The sequence below is a fragment of the Pseudomonas sp. Fl4BN1 genome (genome assembly GCF_009908285.1).
In the GTDB taxonomy this organism is placed as follows: Bacteria; Pseudomonadota; Gammaproteobacteria; order Pseudomonadales; family Pseudomonadaceae; genus Aquipseudomonas.
Window position 1 is genome coordinate 44,852 of sequence record NZ_JAAARM010000021.1, and the last position, 23,843, is coordinate 68,694.

The 23,843-nt window shown below is 63.3% G+C and carries 19 protein-coding genes; 9 read left to right on the forward strand and 10 right to left on the reverse strand.

The features are described from left to right. Window positions 1–292 precede the first annotated feature (292 nt). The 5 genes from GV818_RS22060 (at window position 293) to GV818_RS22080 (ending at window position 5,545) form a co-directional block, all read left to right on the forward strand. Window positions 293–1,009, forward strand: coding sequence for an ABC transporter permease (locus GV818_RS22060; protein ID WP_161777511.1), 717 nt, complete (start codon window positions 293–295; stop codon window positions 1,007–1,009). A 24-nt stretch (window positions 1,010–1,033) separates the two neighbouring features. Next, a complete protein-coding gene (locus GV818_RS22065) occupies window positions 1,034–1,927 on the forward strand; it encodes a glycine betaine ABC transporter substrate-binding protein (RefSeq protein ID WP_161755683.1) in 894 nt (297 codons plus the stop codon). Window positions 1,928–1,939: 12 nt separating this feature from the next. Further along, the gene (locus GV818_RS22070) at window positions 1,940–2,593 is read left to right on the forward strand and encodes an ABC transporter permease (RefSeq protein ID WP_161755685.1); all 654 of its coding nucleotides are present in this window, start codon (window positions 1,940–1,942) and stop codon (window positions 2,591–2,593) included. After that, the gene (locus GV818_RS22075; protein ID WP_161755687.1) at window positions 2,590–3,747 is read left to right on the forward strand and encodes an osmoprotectant ABC transporter ATP-binding protein OsmV; all 1,158 of its coding nucleotides are present in this window, start codon (window positions 2,590–2,592) and stop codon (window positions 3,745–3,747) included. Before GV818_RS22070 ends, GV818_RS22075 begins: the two co-directional genes overlap by 4 nt. Before the next feature lie 634 nt (window positions 3,748–4,381). Beyond that, a complete protein-coding gene (locus tag GV818_RS22080; RefSeq protein ID WP_161755689.1) occupies window positions 4,382–5,545 on the forward strand; it encodes a type III PLP-dependent enzyme in 1,164 nt (387 codons plus the stop codon). A gap of 70 nt (window positions 5,546–5,615) precedes the next feature. Here the strand turns inward: GV818_RS22080 and GV818_RS22085 are convergent, their stop codons facing one another. Genes GV818_RS22085 through GV818_RS22100 form a run of 4 tightly spaced genes read right to left on the reverse strand, consistent with a single transcriptional unit; the run spans window position 5,616 to window position 7,679 of the window. Then, the gene (locus tag GV818_RS22085) at window positions 5,616–5,894 is read right to left on the reverse strand and encodes a type II toxin-antitoxin system RelE/ParE family toxin (protein ID WP_161777512.1); all 279 of its coding nucleotides are present in this window, start codon (window positions 5,892–5,894) and stop codon (window positions 5,616–5,618) included. Next, window positions 5,891–6,154: a CopG family ribbon-helix-helix protein gene (locus tag GV818_RS22090; RefSeq protein ID WP_161777513.1), complete on the reverse strand. Its 264-nt coding sequence runs from the start codon at window positions 6,152–6,154 to the stop codon at window positions 5,891–5,893. Before GV818_RS22090 ends, GV818_RS22085 begins: the two co-directional genes overlap by 4 nt. Before the next feature lie 55 nt (window positions 6,155–6,209). After that, the gene (locus GV818_RS22095) at window positions 6,210–6,995 is read right to left on the reverse strand and encodes a tetratricopeptide repeat protein (protein WP_161777514.1); all 786 of its coding nucleotides are present in this window, start codon (window positions 6,993–6,995) and stop codon (window positions 6,210–6,212) included. A 3-nt stretch (window positions 6,996–6,998) separates the two neighbouring features. Next, on the reverse strand, window positions 6,999–7,679 hold the full coding sequence (locus tag GV818_RS22100; RefSeq protein WP_161755693.1) for a Fe2+-dependent dioxygenase: 681 nt from the start codon (window positions 7,677–7,679) through the stop codon (window positions 6,999–7,001). Window positions 7,680–7,886: 207 nt separating this feature from the next. Between GV818_RS22100 and GV818_RS22105 the strand changes: the two genes are divergently transcribed. Next, window positions 7,887–10,196, forward strand: coding sequence for a TonB-dependent receptor (locus GV818_RS22105; protein ID WP_161777515.1), 2,310 nt, complete (start codon window positions 7,887–7,889; stop codon window positions 10,194–10,196). A gap of 153 nt (window positions 10,197–10,349) precedes the next feature. Further along, the gene (locus GV818_RS22110) at window positions 10,350–12,881 is read left to right on the forward strand and encodes a PepSY domain-containing protein (RefSeq protein ID WP_161777516.1); all 2,532 of its coding nucleotides are present in this window, start codon (window positions 10,350–10,352) and stop codon (window positions 12,879–12,881) included. A 343-nt stretch (window positions 12,882–13,224) separates the two neighbouring features. Here GV818_RS22110 and GV818_RS22115 read toward each other — a convergent pair whose 3' ends face one another. The 5 genes from GV818_RS22115 to ptsP form a co-directional block, all read right to left on the reverse strand. Further along, complete coding sequence (locus GV818_RS22115) at window positions 13,225–14,766, reverse strand: alkaline phosphatase D family protein (RefSeq protein ID WP_161777517.1); 1,542 nt, start codon at window positions 14,764–14,766, stop codon at window positions 13,225–13,227. A 326-nt stretch (window positions 14,767–15,092) separates the two neighbouring features. After that, entirely contained in the window at window positions 15,093–15,407 is a 315-nt protein-coding gene (locus GV818_RS22120) for a DUF6124 family protein (RefSeq protein WP_161777538.1), read from the reverse strand. Window positions 15,408–15,790: 383 nt separating this feature from the next. Beyond that, window positions 15,791–17,533 carry a PTS fructose-like transporter subunit IIB gene (locus GV818_RS22125; RefSeq protein WP_161777518.1) on the reverse strand — a complete coding sequence of 581 codons (1,743 nt, stop codon included), beginning with the start codon at window positions 17,531–17,533 and terminating at the stop codon, window positions 15,791–15,793. Between the two features lie 11 nt (window positions 17,534–17,544). After that, window positions 17,545–18,486, reverse strand: coding sequence for a 1-phosphofructokinase (gene pfkB, locus GV818_RS22130; RefSeq protein ID WP_161777519.1), 942 nt, complete (start codon window positions 18,484–18,486; stop codon window positions 17,545–17,547). After that, the gene (gene ptsP, locus GV818_RS22135) at window positions 18,486–21,347 is read right to left on the reverse strand and encodes a phosphoenolpyruvate--protein phosphotransferase (protein ID WP_161777520.1); all 2,862 of its coding nucleotides are present in this window, start codon (window positions 21,345–21,347) and stop codon (window positions 18,486–18,488) included. The genes pfkB and ptsP overlap by 1 nt, the downstream gene beginning before the upstream one ends. 301 nt (window positions 21,348–21,648) lie before the next feature. Here ptsP and cra point away from each other — a divergent pair, with 301 nt between their 5' ends. Together cra and GV818_RS22145 are read left to right on the forward strand one after the other, a co-directional pair. Beyond that, entirely contained in the window at window positions 21,649–22,644 is a 996-nt protein-coding gene (gene cra / locus GV818_RS22140) for a catabolite repressor/activator (protein WP_161755707.1), read from the forward strand. A 3-nt stretch (window positions 22,645–22,647) separates the two neighbouring features. Beyond that, the gene (locus tag GV818_RS22145; RefSeq protein WP_161755709.1) at window positions 22,648–23,439 is read left to right on the forward strand and encodes a TatD family hydrolase; all 792 of its coding nucleotides are present in this window, start codon (window positions 22,648–22,650) and stop codon (window positions 23,437–23,439) included. Here the strand turns inward: GV818_RS22145 and GV818_RS22150 are convergent. Continuing rightward, a complete protein-coding gene (locus GV818_RS22150; RefSeq protein WP_161755711.1) occupies window positions 23,425–23,796 on the reverse strand; it encodes a hypothetical protein in 372 nt (123 codons plus the stop codon). The two genes, GV818_RS22145 and GV818_RS22150, sit on opposite strands and share 15 nt — an antisense overlap. Between the last annotated feature and the right edge of the window lie 47 nt (window positions 23,797–23,843).

The window sequence follows — 23,843 nt, forward strand, 5'->3', positions numbered from 1 at the left end:
CTCGGGCCACCGCTGCCCCCGTCGCCCAAGCCACCACGCGGCAGATAAACGGTGGCTATATGCTGCCAAGTATGGAACCTTTTAAAACGTGGAGACGTCCACTCCCCTGTCACGCGCTGTCGTCAGGGGCTGAAATATCAGCTAGTTAGCTTGACGAAGCTGCGCTCATGGCTCGTTCACCTGCCGCTCTGCCGGCAACCGACGAGCTGCTTTTCGCGCGTACTTTCGCGGCAGCCAGGAATGGCCTTGCCACACGGGAAAGTGCCCGCCGACTGAAAAAAGGAGTCCGCCTGTGGCTATTCGCTATGGCAAAGGGCTGATAGGAGGGGTTGCGGTAATCGCCCTCCTGGCCCTGCTGGTCCACTGGATCGGCATCACGACGATCGAACACTACCGCGACGATCTGTTGTTCTACCTGCAAGCCCATCTGTACCTGGTACTCGCGTCAATGCTCGCCGCGCTGGTGGTGGGAATCCCCGCCGGGATCTTCCTCAGCCGACCCTCGATGGTCGGGCGCGCTGAACGCTTCATGCAAATCTTCAACATTGGCAACACCGTTCCCCCTCTGGCCGTCCTGGCCATCGCCCTGGGGATCCTCGGCATCGGCAGTGGCCCGGCCATCTTCGCTCTGTTCCTCGCCTCCTTGCTGCCCATCGTGCGCAACACCTTTGAGGGCCTGAAAAACGTCCAGGGTTCTCTCAAGGAAGCCGCAGTCGGCATCGGCATGACGCCACGCCAGGTGCTGTGGAAAGTCGAATTGCCCAATGCCGTGCCAATCATCATCGGCGGCGTGCGGGTAGCCCTGGCGATCAACGTCGGCACCGCGCCCCTGGCCTTCCTGATCGGCGCCAACAGCCTGGGCAGCCTGATCTTCCCCGGCATCGCCCTGAACAATCAGCCGCAACTGCTGCTCGGCGCCGCCTGCACCGCACTGCTGGCCTTGCTCCTCGACGGCCTGGTGACCCTGGCCAGCCGCCTTTGGCTGGAACGTGGTCTGCGCCCGTCTTAAGCCCGTCAGAGACAAGGAACCGACATGAAGAAATTAAGCCTGATACTCGGCTGCGTCCTGCTTTTCAGCGGACTGGCCCACGCCGCGGAAAAACCGCTGATCCGCATCGGCGCCCGGGTCTTCACCGAGCAGACCCTGCTGGCGGAAATCACCTCCCAGTACCTGCGCAGCAAGGGCTACGACACCCGCGTCACCGGCGGCCTGGGCAGCAGCCTGGCCCGCAGCGCCCAGGAAAGTGGCCAACTGGACCTGATCTGGGAATACACCGGGGTGTCGCTGGTGGCCTACAACCACATCGACGAGAAGCTCGACAGCGAACAGTCCTACGCCCGGGTGAAAGAACTCGACGCGAAAAAAGGCCTGGTCTGGTTGTCGCCGTCCAAGTTCAGTAACACCTATGCCCTGGCGCTGCCAGAAAACGTGGCCAAGGAACATCCACAGATCAACAGCATCAGCGACCTGACCCAGGCCCTGGCCGAAAACACCCGGGAACATCGCCTGGTGGCCCTGGACACCGAGTTCGCCAACCGTTCCGACGGCATGGCCGGAATGGTCAAGCTGTATGACATGGCCCTGACCCGCAAGAACACCCGGCAGATGGACGCCGGCCTGGTCTACACCGCCCTGCGCAATGGCCAGGTGTTTGCCGGCCTGGTCTACACCACCGACGGGCGCTTGAACGCCTTCAAGCTGAAACTGCTGGAAGACGACAAGCACTACTTCCCGGACTACACCGCCGCGCCCGTGGTGCGTCAGGTCTACCTCGACGCCCACCCGCAACTGGCCGCCGAGCTCAAGCCGCTGGCTGCGCTGTTCGACGACGAAACCATGCGCCAGCTGAACGCGCGGGTCGACGTCGACCACGAAAGCCCCTCCGCCGTGGCCGCAGATTTCCTGCGCCAGCACCCGATCAACTAAAGAGGAGAAGACATGGAATTCCTGAACGCCTTTTCCCATCTCGATTGGGCCCAGGTCCTGCACCTGACCTGGCAGCACATCACCCTGGTGGGCATCGCCGTCACCCTGGCCATCGTCTTCGGCGTCCCCCTGGGCGTGCTGATGACCCGCTTCCCGACCCTCGCCGGCCCGCTGCAGGCCAGCGCCACCGTGCTGCTGACCATTCCGTCCATCGCCCTGTTCGGCCTGCTGCTGCCGTTCTACTCCAAGTTCGGCCAGGGCCTCGGTCCGCTGCCGGCCATCACCGCCGTGTTCCTCTATTCCCTGCTGCCGATCATGCGCAACACCTACCTGGCGCTGACCGGTGTCGAGCCGGGCATTCGCGAAGCCGCCCGCGGCATCGGCATGACCTTCGGCCAGCGCCTGCGCATGGTCGAGTTGCCGATCGCGGTGCCGGTGATTCTCGCCGGAGTCCGCACCGCGGTGGTGATGAACATCGGCGTCATGACCATCGCCGCCACCATCGGCGCCGGCGGCCTGGGCGTACTCATTCTTGCTTCCATCAGCCGCAGCGACATGTCGATGCTGATCGTCGGCGCGGTGCTGGTCAGTCTCCTGGCCATCTTCGCCGACCTGCTTCTGCAATGGCTGCAACGCACGCTGACTCCAAAAGGACTCCTGAAATGATCGAACTTCAAAACCTGACCAAGACCTTTCGCAGCAACGGCAAGGATGTCAAAGCCGTCGACTCGGTAAGCCTGACCGTCAATGAAGGTGAGATCTGCGTATTCCTCGGGCCCTCCGGTTGCGGCAAGAGCACCACGCTGAAAATGATCAACCGCCTGATCATGCCCACCTCGGGCAAGGTGCTGATCAATGGCGAGGACACCACCGATCTGGATGAAGTGACCCTGCGCCGCAACATCGGCTACGTGATCCAGCAGATCGGCCTGTTCCCCAACATGACCATCGAGGAAAACATCGTGGTGGTGCCGCGCCTGCTGGGCTGGGACAAGCAGAAATGCCATGACCGCGCCCGCGAGCTGATGAGCATGATCAAGCTCGAACCCAAGCAGTACCTGCATCGTTATCCGCGGGAACTGTCCGGTGGCCAGCAACAGCGCATCGGGGTGATCCGCGCCCTGGCGGCGGATGCTCCGCTGCTGCTGATGGACGAGCCCTTCGGCGCGGTGGACCCGATCAACCGCGAGATGATCCAGAACGAGTTCTTCGAGATGCAGCGGGCGCTGAACAAGACTGTGATCATGGTCAGCCACGACATCGACGAAGCCATCAAGCTGGGGGACAAGATCGCCATCTTCCGCGCCGGCAAACTGCTGCAGATCGACCACCCGGACACCCTGCTGGCACACCCGGCGGACGACTTCGTCAGCAACTTCGTCGGCCAGGACAGCACCCTCAAGCGCCTGCTGCTGGTCAAGGCCGAAGACGCTGCGGACAACGCGCCGTCGGTGAGCCCGGAAACCCCGGTGGCCGACGCCCTGGAACTGATGGACGAACACGACCGGCGCTACGTGGTGGTGACCTGTGCCGAGAACAAGGCCCTGGGTTATGTACGACGCCGCGATTTGCACCGTCAGACCGGCACCTGCCAGCAATTCCTGCGGGAGTTCAACGCCACTGCAGCCTACGACGAACACTTGCGGATTCTTCTGTCGCGCATGTACGAGTTCAACCGCTCATGGTTGCCGGTGATGGACGCCGAACGGGTGTTCCTCGGGGAAGTGACCCAGGAATCCATTGCCGCCTACCTGAGCTCGGGGCGTTCGCGAGGGGCCAAGACCAGCATCGTTTCCCCCGCGGAAACAGCCTCTGCCTGATAGTCACAGCCCTCCCCCGTAGGAGCTGGCTTGCCAGCGAAGGCGCCCGCCAGAACTGCGCAAGGTTCAAGGGCCTTTTTCGCCGGCAAGCCGGCTCCTACGGGGGCGGCAAGAAATATGAACACCCGGACCTGTCGCGGCCACGGCAAGCAGGGGCCGCAATGATCAAAATAACCCTCTGATGGAGCGTTTCGCAGGCAACGTCGCCGATGTTGACGACTTCGTTGTTTACGGTGATCAGGTAGACAAAGGCGTCGAACGTGCAGGTATTTTTAACACCGGGGAATTCTTCGGGAACATCTGCCCGTCATCTGTATCGACTACAAAGAGTGGTGTCCGCCACGCACGTCAGACAAGTGCAAAAACGCGACATTTTTTGTTGATCTCAGCCCCCTCACCGCCTAAAGTTCGCGCCGAACGTCCATGCTGGAAACGATCCATCCGGCTCAAGTACTGACGACGAGACAGCAAGGCCAAGGGCAGGTTTCCCATGGCCTTTTTGCTTTCGGCGACATGCCTTGGGAAGTAGGCGAACCAAAGTGGGGATACGGAGGACGTTCACAAGGAGGGGTCATTAATGACACCTCCTTAAACCCATTGATGACTCATGTTTGCCAGTAGGAGCTTCCAACGCATGTCGATTAATGTCGAAGACTATTTCGCGCGCGAAACCTTTCAAAAAATGAAAGCGTTCGCCGACCAGCAAGAAACCCCGTTCGTGGTCATCGACACTCAGATGATCTCCCAGGCCTACGACGACCTGCGCGCCGGTTTCGAATTCGCCAAGGTCTACTACGCGGTCAAGGCCAACCCGGCCGTCGAGATCATCGACCTGCTGCGTGACAAGGGCTCGAACTTCGACATCGCCTCGATCTATGAGCTGGACAAAGTGCTGAACCAGGGCGTCAGCCCCGACCGCATCAGCTACGGCAACACCATCAAGAAATCCAAGGACATCCGCTACTTCTACGAGAAGGGCGTGCGCCTGTATTCCACCGACTCCGAAGCCGACCTGCGCAACATCGCCAAGGCCGCTCCTGGCTCGAAGGTCTATGTGCGCATCCTCACCGAAGGCTCGACCACTGCCGACTGGCCTTTGTCGCGCAAATTCGGCTGCCAGACCGACATGGCCATGGACCTCTTGATCCTCGCCCGCGACCTCGGCCTGGTGCCGTACGGCGTGTCGTTCCACGTTGGCTCGCAACAGCGCGACATCAGCGTCTGGGACGCGGCGATCGCCAAGGTCAAGGTGATCTTCGAGCGCCTCAAGGAAGAAGACGGCATCCACCTCAAGCTGATCAACATGGGCGGTGGCTTCCCGGCCAACTACATCACCCGTACCAACAGCCTGGAAACCTACGCTGAAGAGATCATCCGCTTCCTCAAGGAAGACTTCGGCGACGACCTGCCGGAAATCATCCTCGAGCCAGGCCGTTCGCTGATCGCCAACGCCGGCATCCTGGTCAGTGAAGTGGTGCTGGTGGCGCGCAAGTCGCGCACCGCGGTAGAGCGCTGGGTGTACACCGACGTGGGCAAGTTCTCCGGCCTGATCGAAACCATGGACGAAGCCATCAAGTTCCCGATCTGGACCGAAAAGAAAGGCGAGATGGAAGAAGTGGTGATCGCTGGTCCGACCTGCGACAGCGCCGACATCATGTACGAGAACTACAAGTACGGCCTGCCACTGAACCTGGCCATCGGTGACCGCCTGTACTGGCTGTCCACCGGTGCCTACACCACCAGCTACAGCGCTGTTGAGTTCAATGGCTTCCCGCCACTCAAAGCGTTTTACGTTTAACCGCAGCGGCAAGCGGCAAGAAAAAGCCCATGACTTGTCATGGGCTTTTTTATGAGCGTGGCTCAATGGTTCAACGATCTTCCCGGGCATGCCAAATACGCAGGATAGACAAGGTCATGCCTTGAATCTCATAACGTATCTCGTAATGCCCCACCAGCAGTCGTCGAACATCCCTTGGTTTGAACTCCTCCAACTCTTCCCCCAATCGAGGGTTATATAGAAGAGTATCTGGAGTCTGTACGAGAGATTGCACGGTCCGAGCAGCAGCGGAGCGATTGACCTGGGCGAGAAATTCAAAAAGCCGAGCCAGATCGGACAAGGCCTTGCTCGTCCATTGCAGCTGTCTCATTTCGGTAACGGTAGAGGGTTGTCGCCAGACAGACTCTCCGCCCAAGCCAGCACTGACTGATGATCGACAACCCTTCCAGCATCTACATCTGCCAAGGCCTCAAGCGTCAGTCGGCGGCGCTCTTCTTCCTGGTCAACCCAGGCCACCAACGCTTGCTTCACGATCCAGGCACGGGAGCGCTCCAGGCGAGAAGCCAGTTGATCGACCTTATCAGCCAGATCCAAGGGAATATGAGCGGTCAGTACTTTTGTCGAGGGCATGAGACAAGACCTGCATCAGAATGATTAAAAATGATTAGTTTTGAATCATAGTGATTTAAGCCAAGACAGCAAGCCGCTCTACATCCCGTTCATCACCCAATTGCGCTGCGCGCTGATGATAGGCCAGAGCCAGTTCGCGAATCTCCGGGTGCGTGGCATTGAGCAACGCGGTGCAGGCCACCCGGAGGAAATTCAGGTTGCCGCCGGCCAGGGCTCGATTCAGCCACTCCACCGCCTCGTCGATTCGCCCAGCATCGGCCAGCACCGCCGCATGGCTGAACTGGCCACGGAAATCACCGCCCTCGGCCGAGCGCCGATACCAGTCACGGGCCGCTTCAAGGTCGACCGGACACACCAACCCCTCCTCCAGGTAACGCCCCAACAGGTTCATCGATTTGGCATGGCCCAACTGCGCCGCGCGGCGATAGCAGGCCAGTGCCAGGGAATGGTTTTGTTCCACGCCACGGCCGGTGGCCAAAAGGTTGGCGTAGTTGTACAGCCCCCAGTCCAGACCCGCCTCGGCGGCCAGACGATAGTGTCCGGCAGCACGGGTAGCATCCGCCGTGCAGCCCCAGCCGTGCTCATGACAACGACCGAGCATGTTACGCGCCATCAGGTGCCCTCCCTGGGTCGCGATCTCGAACCAGCGCACCGCCAAAGGCTGGTCCTGCTGAATGCCCCGACCGTCGAGGAGGATCTGCCCCAGCAATGCCTGGGCATCGACAAGCCCCTCACGAGCCGCCACCAGCACTGCCTGGGCGGCACGGGCCGGGCTCTCTTCGAGCATGGCACTCAATTGCGCGCCATCAAGGATTTCCTCACGGCGTAGTTGAAAGGTCACGGCTTACACCTCAACCCAGCGACGCAGCAGGTTGTGGTAAGTGCCGGTCAGGCGGATCAGTGAGGGATGCTCGGGCATGTCCCGGGTCAGCTCCTGGATCGCCCCGTCCATTTCGAACAGCAGAGCACGCTGGCTGTCCTCGCGCACCAGGCTCTGGGTCCAGAAGAACGAAGCGTAACGGGCGCCGCGGGTTACCGGGTTGACCTTGTGCAGACTGGTACCGGGATACAGGACCATGTCCCCCGCCGGCAACTTCACTCGCTGCAGGCCGTAGGTGTCCTGGATCTCCAGCTCGCCACCGTCGTAATCCTCGGGGTCGCTGAAGAACAGGGTCGACGACAGGTCGGTGCGCACCCGCTCCGGGCTGCCCTTGGGCTGGCGCACCGCATTGTCGATGTGGAAGTCGAAGCTGCCACCGGCGGTGTAGCAGTTGATCAACGGCGGGAACACCTTGTGCGGCAAGGCGGCAGACATGAACAGCGGGTTCTTCCACAGCCGGTCGAGCATCGCCGCACCGATCTCCTGGGCCAGCGCGTGCCCTTCGGGCAACTGCAGGTTGTGCTTGGCCTTGGCCGATTGGTACCCGGCGGTGATCTTGCCGTCCGCCCAGTCGGCCTGCTCCAGGGCTTCACGAATGCGCCCCACTTCATCACGGGTGAACACGCCAGGAATGTGCAGCAACATGGCCAGGTACCTGAGAACCAAAAGATCGTCAATGATATTGATTCTTATTGACTGTGTAAAACCCGGGGACGAACGAGAACGCAAAAACCGTAAAGATAAATTGTAAAGAATGTAAATTCTTCTCTAATAGCAATATTTCGCAATTGATAACGAATGCTTTTATCCCCTATATTCCGCCGCCTCAAATCCCTGGGGAGGGGAATAAAAATGTCACGCCAACAACCACTATCCGCCGTCAGTTCACCACGCCTGCTGGCGTCTGCGATTGGCGTGGCAATCACCGCCGGCTCTGCAGGCCACATGGTCCAGGCTGCTGAAGACACCAGCAAGAAGACCTCGGGCAACGCCATCGCCCTGGATGCCACCAGCATCACCGGTGAAGCGCAGGAGTCGACGTCCTACCAGGTAGACAAAGCCTCCTCACAGAAATACACCGCACCACTGGTGGATACGCCACGTTCGGTCACGGTGATTCCCCAGCAAGTGCTCAAAGACACCGCCGCCACGTCCCTGCAGGATGCATTGCGTACCGTTCCGGGGATCACCTTCGGCGCAGGTGAAGGTGGCAACCCCCAAGGCGATCGCCCGTTCATTCGTGGTTTTGACGCTCAAGGCGACACCTATCTCGACGGCGTACGCGACACCGGTGGTCAAAGCCGCGAAATCTTCGACATCGAGTCGGTCGAAGTCAGCAAGGGCCCGAACTCCTCATTCGGTGGACGCGGCTCGGCCGGCGGTAGCCTGAACCTGGTGAGCAAGCTGCCCAAGCAACAAGATTTCCTCAATGGTGGTTTCACTTACGGTTCCGACCAGACCCGCCGTTACACCCTCGACGTCAACCGTCAGTTCCTCGAAGGCGCGGCTTTCCGCCTGAACCTGATGAGCCACGAACAGAACGTAGCGGGTCGTGACGCCGTCAACTACGACCGCTGGGGCGTAGCGCCATCGTTGACCTTTGGCTTGGGTACCCCTACCCGGGTCAACGTCAGCTACTACCACATGGAAAGCGACGATCTGCCGGATTCGGGCATTCCGTATGGCTACAGTTCGAGCGCTGCCAAAGCGCCGCACGTGCATGACAAGCCGACCGACGGTGGCGACAGCAACAACTTCTATGGCCTGAAAGGTCGAGACTTCCGCAAGACCCGCGCGGACATCAGCACCGTCTCCATCGAGCACGACCTGAACGAAAACATGACGCTGAAAAATACCCTGCGTCATGGCAACACCGGACAGGATTACATCCTCACCCAACCGGATGACAGCCAGCACAACGTCAACCAGTTCGGTACCGTCTGGCGCCGCGCCAACAGCCGCGTGTCGACCACGGAAACCACCACCAACCAGACCGATCTGTTTGGCGAGTTCCACGCACTGGGCTTCAAGAACAACTACTCGACCGGTCTTGAATTCACCGGCGAAGAAACCCGAGTCAGCAGCTACACCGTGAGCCCCAACAGCAACCCGACCTGTACTGCAGGCAAGGTCGGCAGCACGGGTGGCAGTTGCACCTCCTTGGCCAATCCGAACCCGGACGAAGCCTGGACCGGCAGTGCCGCGCGCAACTACAACGGCACCAACACCAAGGCCACCTCCCGCGCCGCCTACGTCTTCGATACCATCGAACTCGATCCGAAATGGCTGCTGAACCTGGGCCTGCGCTACGACACCTTCGATACCGTGGCCAATACCAATGCCGTTCCAACCTCCACGGTCAAGGCCCGCAGCAAGCTGAAAGACAGCAGCCAGTTCTGGAACTGGCAGGCCGGACTGGTCTGGAAGCCGATGGAAAACGGCAGTGTCTATGCCTCCTACGCGACCTCGGCCACCCCGGCCGGTGCACTGGTGGGTGAAGGTGCAGAAGGCAACCCTCTGGCGGCTGGCGCCAGCACCAGCGACTTGCAGCCTGAAGAAACCGTCAACTACGAGCTGGGCACCAAGTGGAATGTGCTCAACGATCGCCTGTCTCTCACCGCGGCGGTATTCCGCACCGAGAAGAAAAACACCCGGGTCCTGGTTGACGCAATGACCTACGAGAACGCCGGTGAGTCCCGTGTCGACGGCCTGGAACTGGGCGCCAGCGGCAAGATCACCGACAAATGGCAAGTCTTCGCCGGCTATAGCTACCTCAAGAGCAAGTTGGTGGACGCAGGCTTGACCGGTCGTAACGGCGCGATCACCGTCGGTGCGGCCTCGGCCAAAGGCAATGAAATGCCGAACACGCCGAAGAACACCTTCAGCCTCTGGAGCACCTACGACATCACCTCGAAACTGACCGTCGGTGGCGGCGCGTTCTATGTCGACGATGTCTACGGCGACACTGCCAACACCGTGTACGTTCCCTCCTACACCCGCTACGACGCCATGGCCAGCTACAAGCTGACCAAGAACGTCGACCTGCAACTGAACGTGCAGAACCTGACCGACAAGACCTACTACGACAAGGCCTACGCGGCGCACTTCGCCAACCAGGCAGCCGGTCGTACCGCATTGTTGACCACCAGCTTCCACTTCTGATCCAGCACAAAACCCTGTGGCCACGGCCACAGGCACTCAAGCCCCATGCACGCCAATGCCTGGGGCTTTCGTGTGTAAGAACGAATGCTTCTCGACAACCCACGGCATAATGCGCGCCGTGCTTCACCTCTCTGGACGAACAAGGCGAGTGACGTGTTGAAGAAAACCCTGTTTCAGTTGCACTGGTTCTTCGGCATCAGCGCAGGACTGGTCCTGGCCCTGATGGGCATTACGGGAGCGACGGTATCGTTCGAAGACGAGATCCTGCGCGCCCTCAATCCATCGGTACTGCAAGTCCAGAAACTCCCTGCCGGGGTATTACCGCCCGCCGAACTGGTGGACAAGATCCAGGCCGCCGAAGGCAAGACCGTGTCCATGCTCTGGGTGGAAACCGACAGTGGCAACGCCGCGCGGGTGTTCTTCACCCCACCGCCAGGTGAACGCCGTGGGCAGATGCGCTACTTCGATCCCTATACCGGCGAGTTCATGGGCGACGCCGTCGGCCAGGACTTCTTCGGCTTGATGCTGCAACTGCACCGCTTCCTGGCGATCGGTGACACCGGTCGGCAGATCACTGGCGCCTGCACCCTGATCCTGATCTTCTTCTGCCTGTCCGGCCTGTACCTGCGCTGGCCGCGCCAGGTCGGCAAATGGCGCGTGTGGCTGACCCTGGACTGGGCCAAGAAAGGCCGCGGCTTCAACTGGGACCTGCACGCCGTGTTCGGCACCTGGTGCCTGCTGTTCTATCTGCTGTTCGCCCTCACCGGGTTGTACTGGTCCTACGAGTGGTACAACAAGGGCCTGACCCAATTGCTCTCCGATTCACCGCAAAGTGAACGCGCCCGTGGTGGCCGTGGTGGCCCAGCGCCCAAGGGCCCGGCACCGGTGGCGGACTACAACGCCATGTGGAGCAGCATCTACAGCGCCGCCGGCAAAGACCTCAATGCCTACAACGTGCGCATGCCGCCGGTGGCCGGGCAACCGGCAACGGTGTTCTACCTGCTCAAGACCTCGCCCCACGAGCGGGCCTTGAACCAGATCACCCTGGACCCCGTCACCGGGGTCATCAGCCGCCACGACCGCTATGCCGACAAGAGCTTCAAGGCGCAATTGCTCACCAGCGTCTATGCGCTGCACGTGGGCAGCTACTTCGGCCTGATCGGACGCATCGTGCTGGCCCTCGCCTCATTGAGCATGCCGTTGTTCTTCGTCACCGGCTGGTTGCTGTACCTGGATCGCCGACGCAAGAAACGCCAGATCAAGAGTGCCCGCCAGGGCCTGGAAAACCCCACCAATGATGCTTCGGCGTGGTTGATCGGCTTCGCCAGCCAGAGCGGTTTCGCCGAGCAACTGGCCTGGCAGACTGCCGGCCAACTGCAGGCCGCAGGGGTCGCTGCCAAGGTCCAGCCGCTGGCCAGTCTCAGCCAACAGGACCTGCGCGACGCCCAGCATGCGCTGTTCGTGGTCAGCACCTTCGGTGACGGCGAAGCACCCGACAGCGCTCGAGGTTTCGAACGCAAGTTGCTGGGGCGTGAACTGTCGCTGCAGGGTCTGCAGTACGCCGTGCTCGGCCTCGGCGACCGTCAATACCCGCACTTCTGTGGCTTTGCCCGACGCCTGCATGATTGGCTATCGAGCCAAGGCGGCAGCACCCTGTTCGCCCCCATCGAAGTGGACAGTGGCGACACCTATGCCCTGCGTCACTGGCAGCAGCAACTGGGCCAACTCACCGGCCATGCCCCGGTGGACCTGTGGCAAGCTCCGGCCTTCGACAACTGGACCTTGAACAGCCGCACCCTGCTCAACCCCGAAAGCAGTGGCTCCGGGGTCTATCTGCTGCAACTGAGCGCCCCCAGCGCCAGCAGCTGGCTGGCGGGCGACCTGGTGGAAGTCATGCCACGCAACAGCCCCGGAGCCGTGATCGACTTCCTCGGTGGCCTGGGTCTTTCCGGCAGTGCCCCGGTGCAACTGGACGGCCTGCAGGAAAGCCTTGAACAGGCCTTGGCCAGCCGCCAGTTGCCGGAAAACCGCGCGCACCTGGTGGGGTTGCACGCCCAGGCGCTGGTGGATGCGCTGGTGCCCTTGCGCATGCGTGAATACTCGATTGCCTCGATTGCCGCCGACGGCTGCCTGGAGTTGCTGGTGCGGCAGGAATGCCACCCCGACGGCAGCCTGGGCATCGGCTCCGGTTGGTTGACCGAACAGGCTCCGGTGGGCTCGGCCATCAGCTTGCGAGTGCGACGCAACAGCGGCTTCCACTTGCCGACCGAACCTTGCCCACTGATATTGCTGGGCAACGGCACCGGGCTGGCGGGCTTGCGCAGCCTGCTCAAGGCGCGAATCGCCGAGGGTCAGCAAGCCAACTGGCTGATCTTCGGCGAGCGCAATGCCGAGCATGATTTCTACTGCAAGGATGAACTGCAGGAGTGGCTGATCCGCGGTGATCTGAGCCGCCTGGACCTGGCGTTCTCCCGGGACCAGGCAGAGAAGATCTACGTCCAGGACCGCTTGCGCCAAGCGGCCGATGAGCTGAAGAAATGGCTGGATAATGGCGCCGCGATTTACATCTGCGGCAGCTTGCAGGGCATGGCTTCGGGGGTGGACCAGGTGCTCAACGACATTCTCGGCGCGCAGCAGGTAGAACGCCTGATCGAACAGGGCCGCTACCGCCGCGACGTTTACTGAGCTGCCGAACGCTTCGCCAGCAAGCCGGCTCCTACACCGCTCGTATTGCACCCCGTAGGAGCTGGCTTGCCAGCGAAGGCGCTCACCAGCACGGCGCAAGGCTCAAGGGCCTCTTCGCCGGCAAGCCGGCTCCTACAACGCTCGTATTGCACCCCGTAGGAGCTGGCTTGCCAGCGAAGGCGCCCGCCAGCACGGCGCAAGGTTCAAGGGCCTCTTCGCCGGCAAGCCGGCTCCTACAACGCTCGTATTGCACCCCGTAGGAGCTGGCTTGCCAGCGAAGGCGCCCGCCAGCACGGCGCAAGGTTCAAGGGCCTCTTCGCCGGCAAGCCGGCTCCTACAAGGGTTACACCGGCTGCAATTTGTGCTCGTACACCGACACGCCATCCAGGTCCCGCAGAATCACACTCAGCTCGGCGCTTTGCCCGTCGATCTGCACTTCGCCAAAGAACTGGAAGCCGGCAAAGGGCGAGCTGTTCTGGGTCGGCGGCGCCTTCTGGAACACCACTTCCGGGCCGAAGGTCTTGTCCAACACATTGGGTCCGAAACTCCCCGCATTCAGCGGGCCAGCGACAAACTCCCAGAACGGTTCGAAATCCTGGAATGCCGCCCGGTCCGGGTGGTAGTGGTGGGCCGCGCAGTAGTGCACATCCGCCGTCAGCCACACATGGTTGCGCACCTGATGCTTGCGCAAATACGCCAGCAGTTCGGCAATCTCCAGCTCGCGGCCCTGGGCCGGGCCCGGGTCGCCGTTGGCGATCGCCTCCCAGCGCGCCACCCCGGGGCTGACTTCGCCATCGGGCACTCCCAGGCCAATGGGCATGTCTGCCGCCACCACCTTCCACTGGGCCGAGGAATCCTTGAGCTCGCGCTTCAGCCAGTCCAACTGCTCACGGCCGAGGAAGGGTTTCTCGCCACCGAGGTTGTCGTCGTTGGGGCCTCGATAGCTGCGCATGTCCAGCACGAACACATCCAGCAACGGCCCATAGCTGAGCTTGCGATAGATGCGCCCGCCGCCATCGGCGCTCTGCCGGCGCATGGGCGAATACTCCAGCCAGGCCTGGCGCGCGCGGCCCACCAGGGTCTGGATGTCCTTGACCACGTAGCGCTCGTCCAGCTGCTTGCTCGGCGACCAGTTGTTGACCACCTCGTGGTCGTCCCACTGCCAGATCTGCGGCACCTGGGCATTGAAGCGGCGCAGGTTCTCGTCCATCAGGTTGTAGCGGTAGTTGCCCCGGTATTCGTCGAGGGTCTCGGCCACCTTGCTCTTGGCTTCGGTGGTGAGGTTGCGCCAGATGCGCCCGTCCTCCACGGTCAACTGCGCCGGCACCGGGCCGTCGGCGTAGATGGTGTCGCCGCTGTGGATAAAGAAGTCCGGAAGGCGCAGGCGCATCGCTTCATAGATGCGCATGCCGCCGATGTCCAGGTTGATGCCGAAACCCTGGCCCACCGTGTCGCCGCTCCAGACGAAACGGATATCCCGGCGTTGCGACGGTGCACTGCGCAAATGGCCGAACCAGGGTTCGCTGGCCACGCCGGACTGGGCATCCTCGAAGGTCACCCGATAGAAGATTGCCTGGTTGGCCGGCAGCCCGGTCAACTCCACCCGCGCCGTGAAGTCGGTGCGGGCATCGGCCAGGGGCGAAACGCAGCGCCGGGGGTTGCTGAACATGCTTCGCGTGTCCCACTCCACCACCATCCGCGCCGGGCGGTCGCTGCGGCTCCAGATCATCGCCCGGTCCCCCAGCAGGTCCCCGGACTGCACCCCATCGGTGAGCTGCGGCCGATCCTTGACCGAGGCGATCACCGCCGGCGCCAGGCTCGGCATCAACAGCCCCGCCCCGGCGATTTGCATGATCCGACGACGGCCGAGGTTGAACTCGCTCATGGTGACTCCCTGACAATGGTCAAAAAAACCACCTTAGACAGCGGGGATGAAGGGGGTGTGACAGCAAGGACATACGGCCGCAATGCAGGGTGGCAGCTCGACGCGGACTAGCAGAACCGGCCTCAGGCAACCGGCGCATCCGTAGATGCTCCGCGCAGAGCCGCCCTGACGATCCGAAACTAATCAACTGCTACTCCAGATTCAAGCCAGTCAGAACGGTTTAGACGCGTCTTACACGAAGAGGTAGAGCAAGCCCACAACAGTTGAAGCCGAAGGCGCCCTGAGGCGCTCTCCGGCGGTGAAAACCTGTACGAGCGAACGGCGACTCAGCTGGGAGAACGACGATTGCCATCGAGCAAAGCATCCACCACACCACGGGCCATTTCCACTGAATGCACCAGGGACCAGATCAAGCCGCGCTCGATGCCGCTGGCATGTTCGGTGATCTCGTCGGACACCTCCTCGGCGGCTTTGAGCAGCATGGAAACGTGGAGCAAGGCTTCTTCGGCGCTGATGCCAGGGCGGACGGTGAAGGGCGAGTCGGTGCCCGCAGGGCCTGCAGCGGTGGGGTGCAGAGCCGAGATCAACGAGCCGTTTGCGCGGCAGTGGCGCCCCCTCCTCCGTAGGAGCTGGCTTGCCAGCGAAGGCGTCGGCTAGAACAGCGCAAGGCTCAGGGGCCTCTTCGCCGGCAAGCCGGCTCCTACAGGGCTGCGGTGCTGCCGCCTTCTCCGTAGGAGCTGGCTTGCCAGCGAAGGCGTCGGCCAGAACAGTGCAAGGCTCAGGCGCCTCTTCGCCAGCAAGCCGGCTCCTACAGGGCTGCGGTGCTGCCGCCTTCTCCGTAGGAGCTGGCTTGCCAGCGAAGGCGTCGGCCAGAACATTGCAAGGCTCAGGGGCCTCTTCGCCGGCAAGCCGGCTCCTACAAGGTTGCGGTGGCGCGCCCTCCTCCGTAGGAGCTGGCTTGCCAGCGAAGGCGTCGGCCAGAACAGCGCAAGGCTCAGGGGCCTCTTCGCCGGCAAGCCGGCTCCTACGAGGAGGCGGGTTGCAGGGCGAGCTCCGCCGTTTCAGGCCGTTTTACCAGTGCATACACCACGGCGGTCAGCAGGCTGCCGGCAACAATCGCCAGGAGGTACAGCAGGGCGTGGTTGATGGCGTTGGGGATCAGCATGACGAACAGGCCACCATGCGGTGCCATCAATTTGCAGCCGAAGTACATCGACAACGCGCCAGTCAGGGCGCCGCCGGCAATGCTCGCCGGGATCACCCGCAGCGGGTCTTTGGCAGCAAACGGGATCGCGCCTTCGGAGATGAAGCACAACCCCAGCACCAGCGCCGCCTTTCCGGCTTCGCGTTCGGTCTGGGCGAATTTGCGTCGGGCAATGAAGGTGGCGATGCCCAGGCCAATGGGCGGCACCATGCCCGCGGCCATGGTGGCAGCCATCGGTGCATAGCTCTGGGAGGCCAGCAGCCCTACCGAGAACGCATAGGCGGCCTTGTTGATCGGCCCGCCTAGGTCGACGCACATCATCCCACCCAGCAGTACCCCCAGCAGAATGGCGTTGGTGGTGCCCATGCTGTCGAGGAAGTGGGTCAGGGCTTCGAGCATGCCCGCCACCGGTTTGCCCACCACGTAGATCATCACCAGCCCGGTGAACAGGCTGGCCAGCAGCGGAATGATCAGGATTGGTTTCAAGGCCTCCAGGCTTTGCGGCAGCCGCGCATATTTACTGATCGCCTTCGCCGCATAGCCGGCCAGAAAGCCGGCGACGATGCCGCCGATAAAGCCCGCGCCCAGGGTGCTGGCGAGCATGCCGCCAATCATCCCCGGCGCCAGCCCCGGACGGTCGGCGATGGAATAGGCGATGTAGCCCGCCAGCAACGGCACCATCAGTTTGAAGGCGGTTTCGCCGCCGATCTGCATCAGTGCCGCGGCCAGGGTGCCCTCTTCCTTGAACGCGGTGATGCCGAAGACAAAGGACAGGGCAATCATCAGCCCCCCCGCCACCACCATCGGCAGCATGAACGACACGCCGGTCAGCAGGTGCTTGTAGACCCCGGTCTTGTCTTGCTTGGCCGGGGCCTGGGCGCCGGCGGCGGTGGATTCCAGCTGGCCCTCGGCCAGGGCCTTGTTCAGGGTCGCCTCGGACTGTTTCAGGGCCACGCCGGTGCCGCAGCGATAAATGCGCTTGCCGGCAAAACGCTCGGTGGGCACTTCGATGTCCGCCGCCAGCAGCACCACATCGGCCTCGGCAATGGCTTGGGCGCTCAGCGGATTGCGCGCGCCCACCGAGCCCTGGGTTTCCACTTGCAGGTCGTAGCCCAGGCGCTTGGCGGTTTGCTGCAGGGCCTCGGCGGCCATGAAGGTGTGGGCCACGCCGGTCGGGCAGGCGGTGATCGCCACCAGCCGCGGGGCGCGCTTGCCGGTCTCGACCACGGGCTCGGCACTGGCCTCGGCCGCGGCATATACCTGGGCCTCTTCGGCGCCGCGACGCAGCACCGCGTCCACATCCTGCAAGGCCTGGGACGGGCTGCTGCGATACACCCGCTTGCCAACAAAACGCGACATATCCACAGGCCCGGTGCTGACCACCAGCACCCATTCGGCGGCTTCGAGGGTGGCCGCCGACAGTTGGCGTTCCGGGTGCGCTTCATCGTGCACTTCAACGCTGGTGCTCCAGCCCTGGCGCTGGGCTGCGGCGTCCAGCAGGCGGGCGCAGAGCACGCTGGTGACCATGCCGTTGGGGCAGGCGGTAACTATGGCTAACTTCATGGGCAACCCTCTTATTGTTCTATGAGGGGATGCACGCGCACCCCCTGCTCCAGCCGGGCCAGTTGCGCCCTGTCGCTGATGCCGAAACCGATCTGGGTCACGGCCATGGCGGCAATCGCCGTGGCGGTGCGCAGGGTCTGTTCGAACGGCTGGGCACTGAGCAGGCCGTGGAGCATGCCCGCCAGCAACGAGTCGCCGGCGCCCACGGTGCTGACCACCCTGACCTTGGGCGGCAGGGCCTGCAGGGACGGTGCGGCGCTGAACCAACTGACCCCCTCGGCGCCGTGGGAAATCACCACATGCTCGACGCCTTGGGCGTGCAGCTGGCGGGCGGCCTCGGCCTGCCCGGCCACTGAAACCACCGGGCTGCCGAGGGCGTCCGCCAGTTCTTCGGTGTTGGGCTTGACCAGCCAGGGGCCCGCTGCCAGGCCGGCACGCAAGGCGGCGCCGCTGGTGTCGAGGGCGACCTTCAGGCCCAAGGCTTTCAAGCGCAGCAGCAGGGCCTGGAACCATTCGGGGCTGACCCCGCGCGGCAGGCTGCCGGCCACCACCACCGCGTCATGCCCGGGAGCGATCTGCTCCAGGCGCTCGAGCAGGGCCTGTTGCGCGGCTTCGCTGACCTCGGGCCCGGGGCCGTTGATATCGGTAATGCGGCCATCGCCTTCGGCCAGCTTGATATTGCTGCGGGTGTCCCCGGGCACGCGGATGAAGGCGTCGACAAAACCGCGCTGGGCGAACAAGGCGTCGAAGGCCTGTGGATTGTTTTCCCCGAGAAAGCCGCTGACGGTGAGTTGATGGCCGAGGTCGGCCAGCACCTGGGCCACGTTCAAGCCCTTGCCGGCAGCATGGGTGTGCATGGCGTCGCCGCGGTTGACCTGCCCTGCGTCCAGGCGCGCCATCTGCACGGTGAGGTCCAGCGCCGGGTTGAGGGTCAGGGTGAGTATTGCTGCCATTACATGGCCTCCACTAGGGCGCGCACCTGGTTGGCGCTGCCGACGGCCAGGGCCTGTTGAGCAAGGGTTTGCGCCTGGGTCAGGCTGAGTTCGCGAATCCGCGCCTTGACCTCGGCGACGCTGCGTCCGGAAACACTCAGTTCATCCACCCCCAGGCCCACCAGCACCGGCACCGCCAACGGGTCGGCCGCCAGCTCACCGCACACACCGACCCACTTGCCGTGGGCATGGGCAGCACGCACAGTGATGTCGATCAGTTGCAGCACCGCTGGGTGCAGGCCGTCGGCCTGGGCCGAAAGGGTCGGGTGGCCACGGTCGATGGCCAGGGTGTATTGGGTCAGGTCGTTGGTGCCGACGCTGAAGAAGTCCACTTCCCGGGCCAGCACCGGCGCCAGCAGGGCGGCGGATGGCACTTCGATCATGATCCCCAACTGCAGGTCGGCCACGGGGATTTCCCGGCGCAGGCGCTCGGTCATGTCCCGGGCCTGGCGCCACTCTTCGACGCTGCCGACCATGGGGAACATGATCCGCAGCGGGCGGTTGTCCGCCGAGCGCAGCAGCGCACGCAGTTGCGCTTCCATGATCAGCGGCCGTTGCAAGGTCAGGCGGATGCCGCGCACGCCGAGGAAGGGGTTTTCCTCCTTGGCGATGGGCCAGTAAGGCAGCGGTTTGTCGCCGCCCACATCCAGGGTGCGCACCACCAGCGGACGCCCGGCGAGGCCGTCGAGCACACGACGGTATTCGGCTTCCTGGGTGGCTTCGTCCGGGGCCTGGGGATGGGCCATGAAAATCAGTTCGGTGCGCAGCAGGCCGATGCCTTCGGCGCCGTTTTCAACGGCGGCGGCGACACCGGCGCTTTCACCGATATTGGCGAACACCTCGACCGCGTGACCATCCGTGGTGTGGGCCGGCTGATGGCGTTGTTCGGCGGCGGCCTTGAGCCGTTGCTCGCGGTTGTCGCGCTCCTCAACGGCGCATTGCAGGGACGCCGGGTCGGCGTCCACATGCAGGCGGCCGCGCTGGCCGTCCAGTAGCAAAGGCGTACCGGGCTTGATCAGCAGCACACTGGCCCCCGCCCCCACCAGGGCTGGAATGCCCAGGGCCCGGGCGACGATGGCGCTGTGGGCCGTGGCGCCGCCACGGGCGGTGAGAATCCCGGCCACGCGGTGCGGGTCCAGGCGCGCCACATCCGAAGGGCCGACTTCGTCCATCACCAGAATGTACGGCTGCTCCGGCTCGGCCGGGGTTTCGATGCCGCACAACTGGGCCAGCACCCGACGGCCGATGTCCCGCAGGTCGGCGGCGCGCTCGGCAAGCAGGGCGTCCTGCAGGGCTTCCTGCTGTCGGGCGGCGCTTTCGATCACGCTCATCCAGGCCGCTTCGGCGCTTTCGCCCTGCTTGAGGCGGGTGTCCACTTCGTCGCTCAGCTCGGGGTCGTCGAGCATTTCCTGGTGGGTGATGAAAATCTCGCGGATGGCCTTGGCCTGGCTGCGCTGGATCAGCCCCTGAATGTCTTCGCGGACCTCGGCCAGGGCCTGCTGCAAGCGCTGGCGCTCGATGGCGGAGGACTCGCCGCGCAGTGGGTAATCGATGCTTTGCTGAACCTGGATATGGGCCGGGCCGATGGCGATGCCGGGCGCGGCAGCGATGGCCTGGATCAGGCTGCCGGAAGCCGGGGCGCTGATCGGCTCGACGACTTCTTGTGGCTCCTGCCGAGGGGCGCTGACAGCCGGCAAGGGCTCGACCTCTTCACCCAGGCCTTCCTCGATAGCGGCCAGCAACGCGGGCAAAGCGTCGGCGGCGACGCTCGGTTCAGCGATCAGCTCCAGCACCTGACCACGCCGGGCACCGAGGCTCAGCAGCTTGCTCAGGCTTTTTACCGAGACCGCAGACTCCTTGCCATCGGCGAGGCGGATGCGGATCTCGCCGTCAAAATTCTTCGCCAACTGCGCCAGCACCTTGGCCGGGCGTGCATGCAGGCCGTGGGCGTTGGCCAGGGCGATACGGGCACTGGGCCAGTCCGCCGGCAATTCGCCGCCGAGCACTTCCAGCACCGCGCGACTGCTGGTGGCGCGGCCCAGCTCCTGGCCACGGCCTTCGATCAGCAGCGCGCACAGGCGCTCCAGCAGGACCTGGTGGGCCTCCCCCAGGCTGGCCAGGCAGAACAGGCCACTCAGGGGCTGGCCCAGGTAGCGGATGGGTTTGTCCGGGGTGACAAAGGCCAGCCCCGGGCGCAGCACGGTCTGTTCGCTGTGCAGCCACCACAGGCCGTCGCCCAGGGGCAGCGCTTCCACCTGTTGCAGCACCGCGGCAAAGCCGTTGCTCACGCATTCGGCCTGGCGCAGCAGACGGGCGCCGCGCCAGACCAGCTCTTCGAAATCTTCTGCCGCCACCCCGAGGCTGATCATCTGGGCGTCCAGCGCCAGTTCCTGGGGCGCGCCCTGCAACAGCTTGAGTAGGGCCTCCGGGGAACTGGCACGACGCAGCGCCTGGCCGAGGTCGGTTTCACCCAGGGCACGGGTCAGTAGTTGTAGGAGGCGCAAATGCTCGTCGGATTTTGCCGCAATGCCGATGGCCAGGTAGACGATCTGCCCGTCGCCCCAGTCCACGCCGTCGGGAAACTGCAGCAGGCGCACGCCGGTGGCAAAGACCTGGTCGCGGGTTTCCGGGGTGCCGTGGGGAATGGCGATGCCTTGGCCAAGAAAGGTCGAGCCCTGGGCTTCGCGGGCCTTGAGACCGGCCAGGTAGCCCTCGGCCACCAGGCCGTCCGCCACCAGTTTGTCGGCCAGCAGGTGCAGCGCCGCGGACTTATCCACAGCCGACTGGCCCATGGATATCTGCTCTACAGTGAGCTCGAGCATGGCTTCTCCTATTTAGCGCGGCAGGGGGCGGCGCTAGGTATTGTTTTAAGTCAGCAGCGTAGGCGTCTTTACTGCCACAAACGGGACTCGGTGCCTGGCAGGGGCGTTTTCCGTTTGTGCTTCGGCCTAGAAAATACGCCTGCTGAAACGTTTAATCTAGCAAGTTTGGTACGTTACTCCATAATCTCGAGCGCTTGAAGTCCTTCTGGTCGATTGCCGGTTCCGACGTTGGTCGCCTGCCCAGATCGGGTAGGATTGGCGAAAATATCGGGGCAAGCACCAAAAACAAGGAAATCCCGGGTTGAAACTCAGTGATATCGCTCGCCTGGCCGGTGTGTCTGTGACCACCGCCAGTTACGTCATCAACGGCAAGGCCGAACAACAACGCATCAGCAACGCCACCGTGGAACGGGTGCGGGCGGTGGTGGAAGAACACGGCTTTACTCCCAATCCCCAGGCGGCCGGCTTGCGCAGCCGGCACACCCGTACCTTGGGCTTTATTCTCCCGGACCTGGAGAACCCCAGCTACGCACGCATCGCCAAGCTGCTGGAACAAGGCGCCCGGGCCCGAGGGTATCAGTTGCTGATCGCCAGCTCCGACGACGCCCCGGACAGCGAGCGGCAACTGCTCCAGCTGTTCCGCGCCCGACGCTGCGACGCGCTGTTCGTCGCCAGCTGCCTGCCGGCGGAAGATGACAGCTACCAGCAGTTGCAGGCCCAGGGCCTGCCGATCATCGCCATCGACCGGGTGATGCCGCCCGAGCTGTTCTGCTCGGTGATCAGCGACGACCTGCAAGCCAGCCTGCACCTGACCCAGAGCCTGCTTGAGCCCGAGCCCAAGCAGATCGTGCTGATCGGCGCGCGCCCGGAACTGAGCATCAGCCAGGAGCGCGCCGCCGGTTTCCGCCAGGCCCTGGAGGGCTTCGGCGGCGAGGTGCTGATCGAGCACGGCGAAGCCTTCAGCCGCGATTGCGGCCGCCAGCTGATGGAGGAATTGCTGCAGCGCCTGGGCCATCTGCCGGACGCCCTGGTGACCACTTCCTACGTACTGCTGCAGGGAGTGTTCGATGCCTTGCACGACTTCCCGCTGAAATCCCGGCCGCTGCGCCTGGGCACCTTTGGCGATACCCAGTTACTGGATTTCTTGCCGCTGCCGGTCAATGCCATGGCCCAGCAGCATCAGCTGATCGCCGAGAAAGCCTTGCAACTGGCCCTGGCAGCCATTGAGGAGGCGCATTACCAACCGGGCGTGCAGGCCATTGCGCGCACCTTCAAACAGCGCATCCAACAGGGCTGAACCGTGGAGCTGATCGACAGCCACACCCACCTGGATTTTCCCGACTTCGACGCCGACCGTGAGGCGCTGCTGGCCGACAGCCGCGCTCAAGGCGTCAAGCGCATGGTGGTGCTGGGGGTCTATCAGGACAATTGGCAACGGGTATGGGATCTGGTGCAGAGCGACCCGCAGTTATACGCGGCCTTCGGTTTGCACCCGGTGTACCTGGATGATCATCAACCGGCGGATCTCAAGGATCTGGAAGATTGGCTGGCGCGGCTGGCGGGGCATCCGCAGCTGTGCGGGGTGGGCGAGATCGGCCTGGATTACTTTCTCGAGCAACTGGACCGTGAGCGCCAGCAGCACCTGTTCGAGGCCCAACTACAGCTGGCGGCGGATTTCCAGTTACCGGCCCTACTGCATGTGCGACGCAGCCACGCCGCGGTGATCGCCACCCTGAAGCGCTTCAAGCTCAAGCGCGCCGGGATCATCCACGCCTTTGCCGGCAGCCGCGAGGAGGCCCGCGAATACATCAAGCTGGGGTTCAAGCTGGGGTTGGGTGGCGCCGCCACCTGGCCCCAGGCCTTGCGTCTGCGCAAGGTGATCGCCGACCTGCCGCTGGAATCGCTGGTACTGGAAACCGACTCGCCGGACATGGCGCCCGTCATGTTTGCCGGCCAACGCAACAGCCCCCAGCACCTGCCGGCAATCTGCAGCGCCCTGGCGCAGATCATCGACATTGCCCCCGAGCAACTGGCCGCAGCCAGCACCCGCAACACCTGCGAGCTGTTCGGTTGGCCCTCAGGCGCCCTGTAGCAACAAGGGCCGACGCTGCCGGCGACGGGCAACCACCAGCACCAGCAAGCAACTGCCGAGCATCAACGCCGAAATGCTCAGTTGCTGCCTCAGGCTCAGCAGCCCCACCCACTCCAGCACCAAAGTCACCAGCAGTACTGTGGCGCACAGCACGATCATCATCGCGCGCAAGGTGGCGAACGAACCCAGGGATTTGAGGCGTTTGATCTGCTCAGGGCAATCAAGCCTCAGGGGCTTGTGGCAGTGAATGCAGTTGAAGGACTCCTGCATAGCCATGGCGTTGAGTTGCCAAGGTTCGAGATCGAGAAAGGTCTGGCAATGGGCGCAGCGGCCCAGGACTCCAGAAGTTGCGGTCATCAGCGAATTTCCTCAGGGCCATGAGTACGTCATGGTCGACTGGTCGA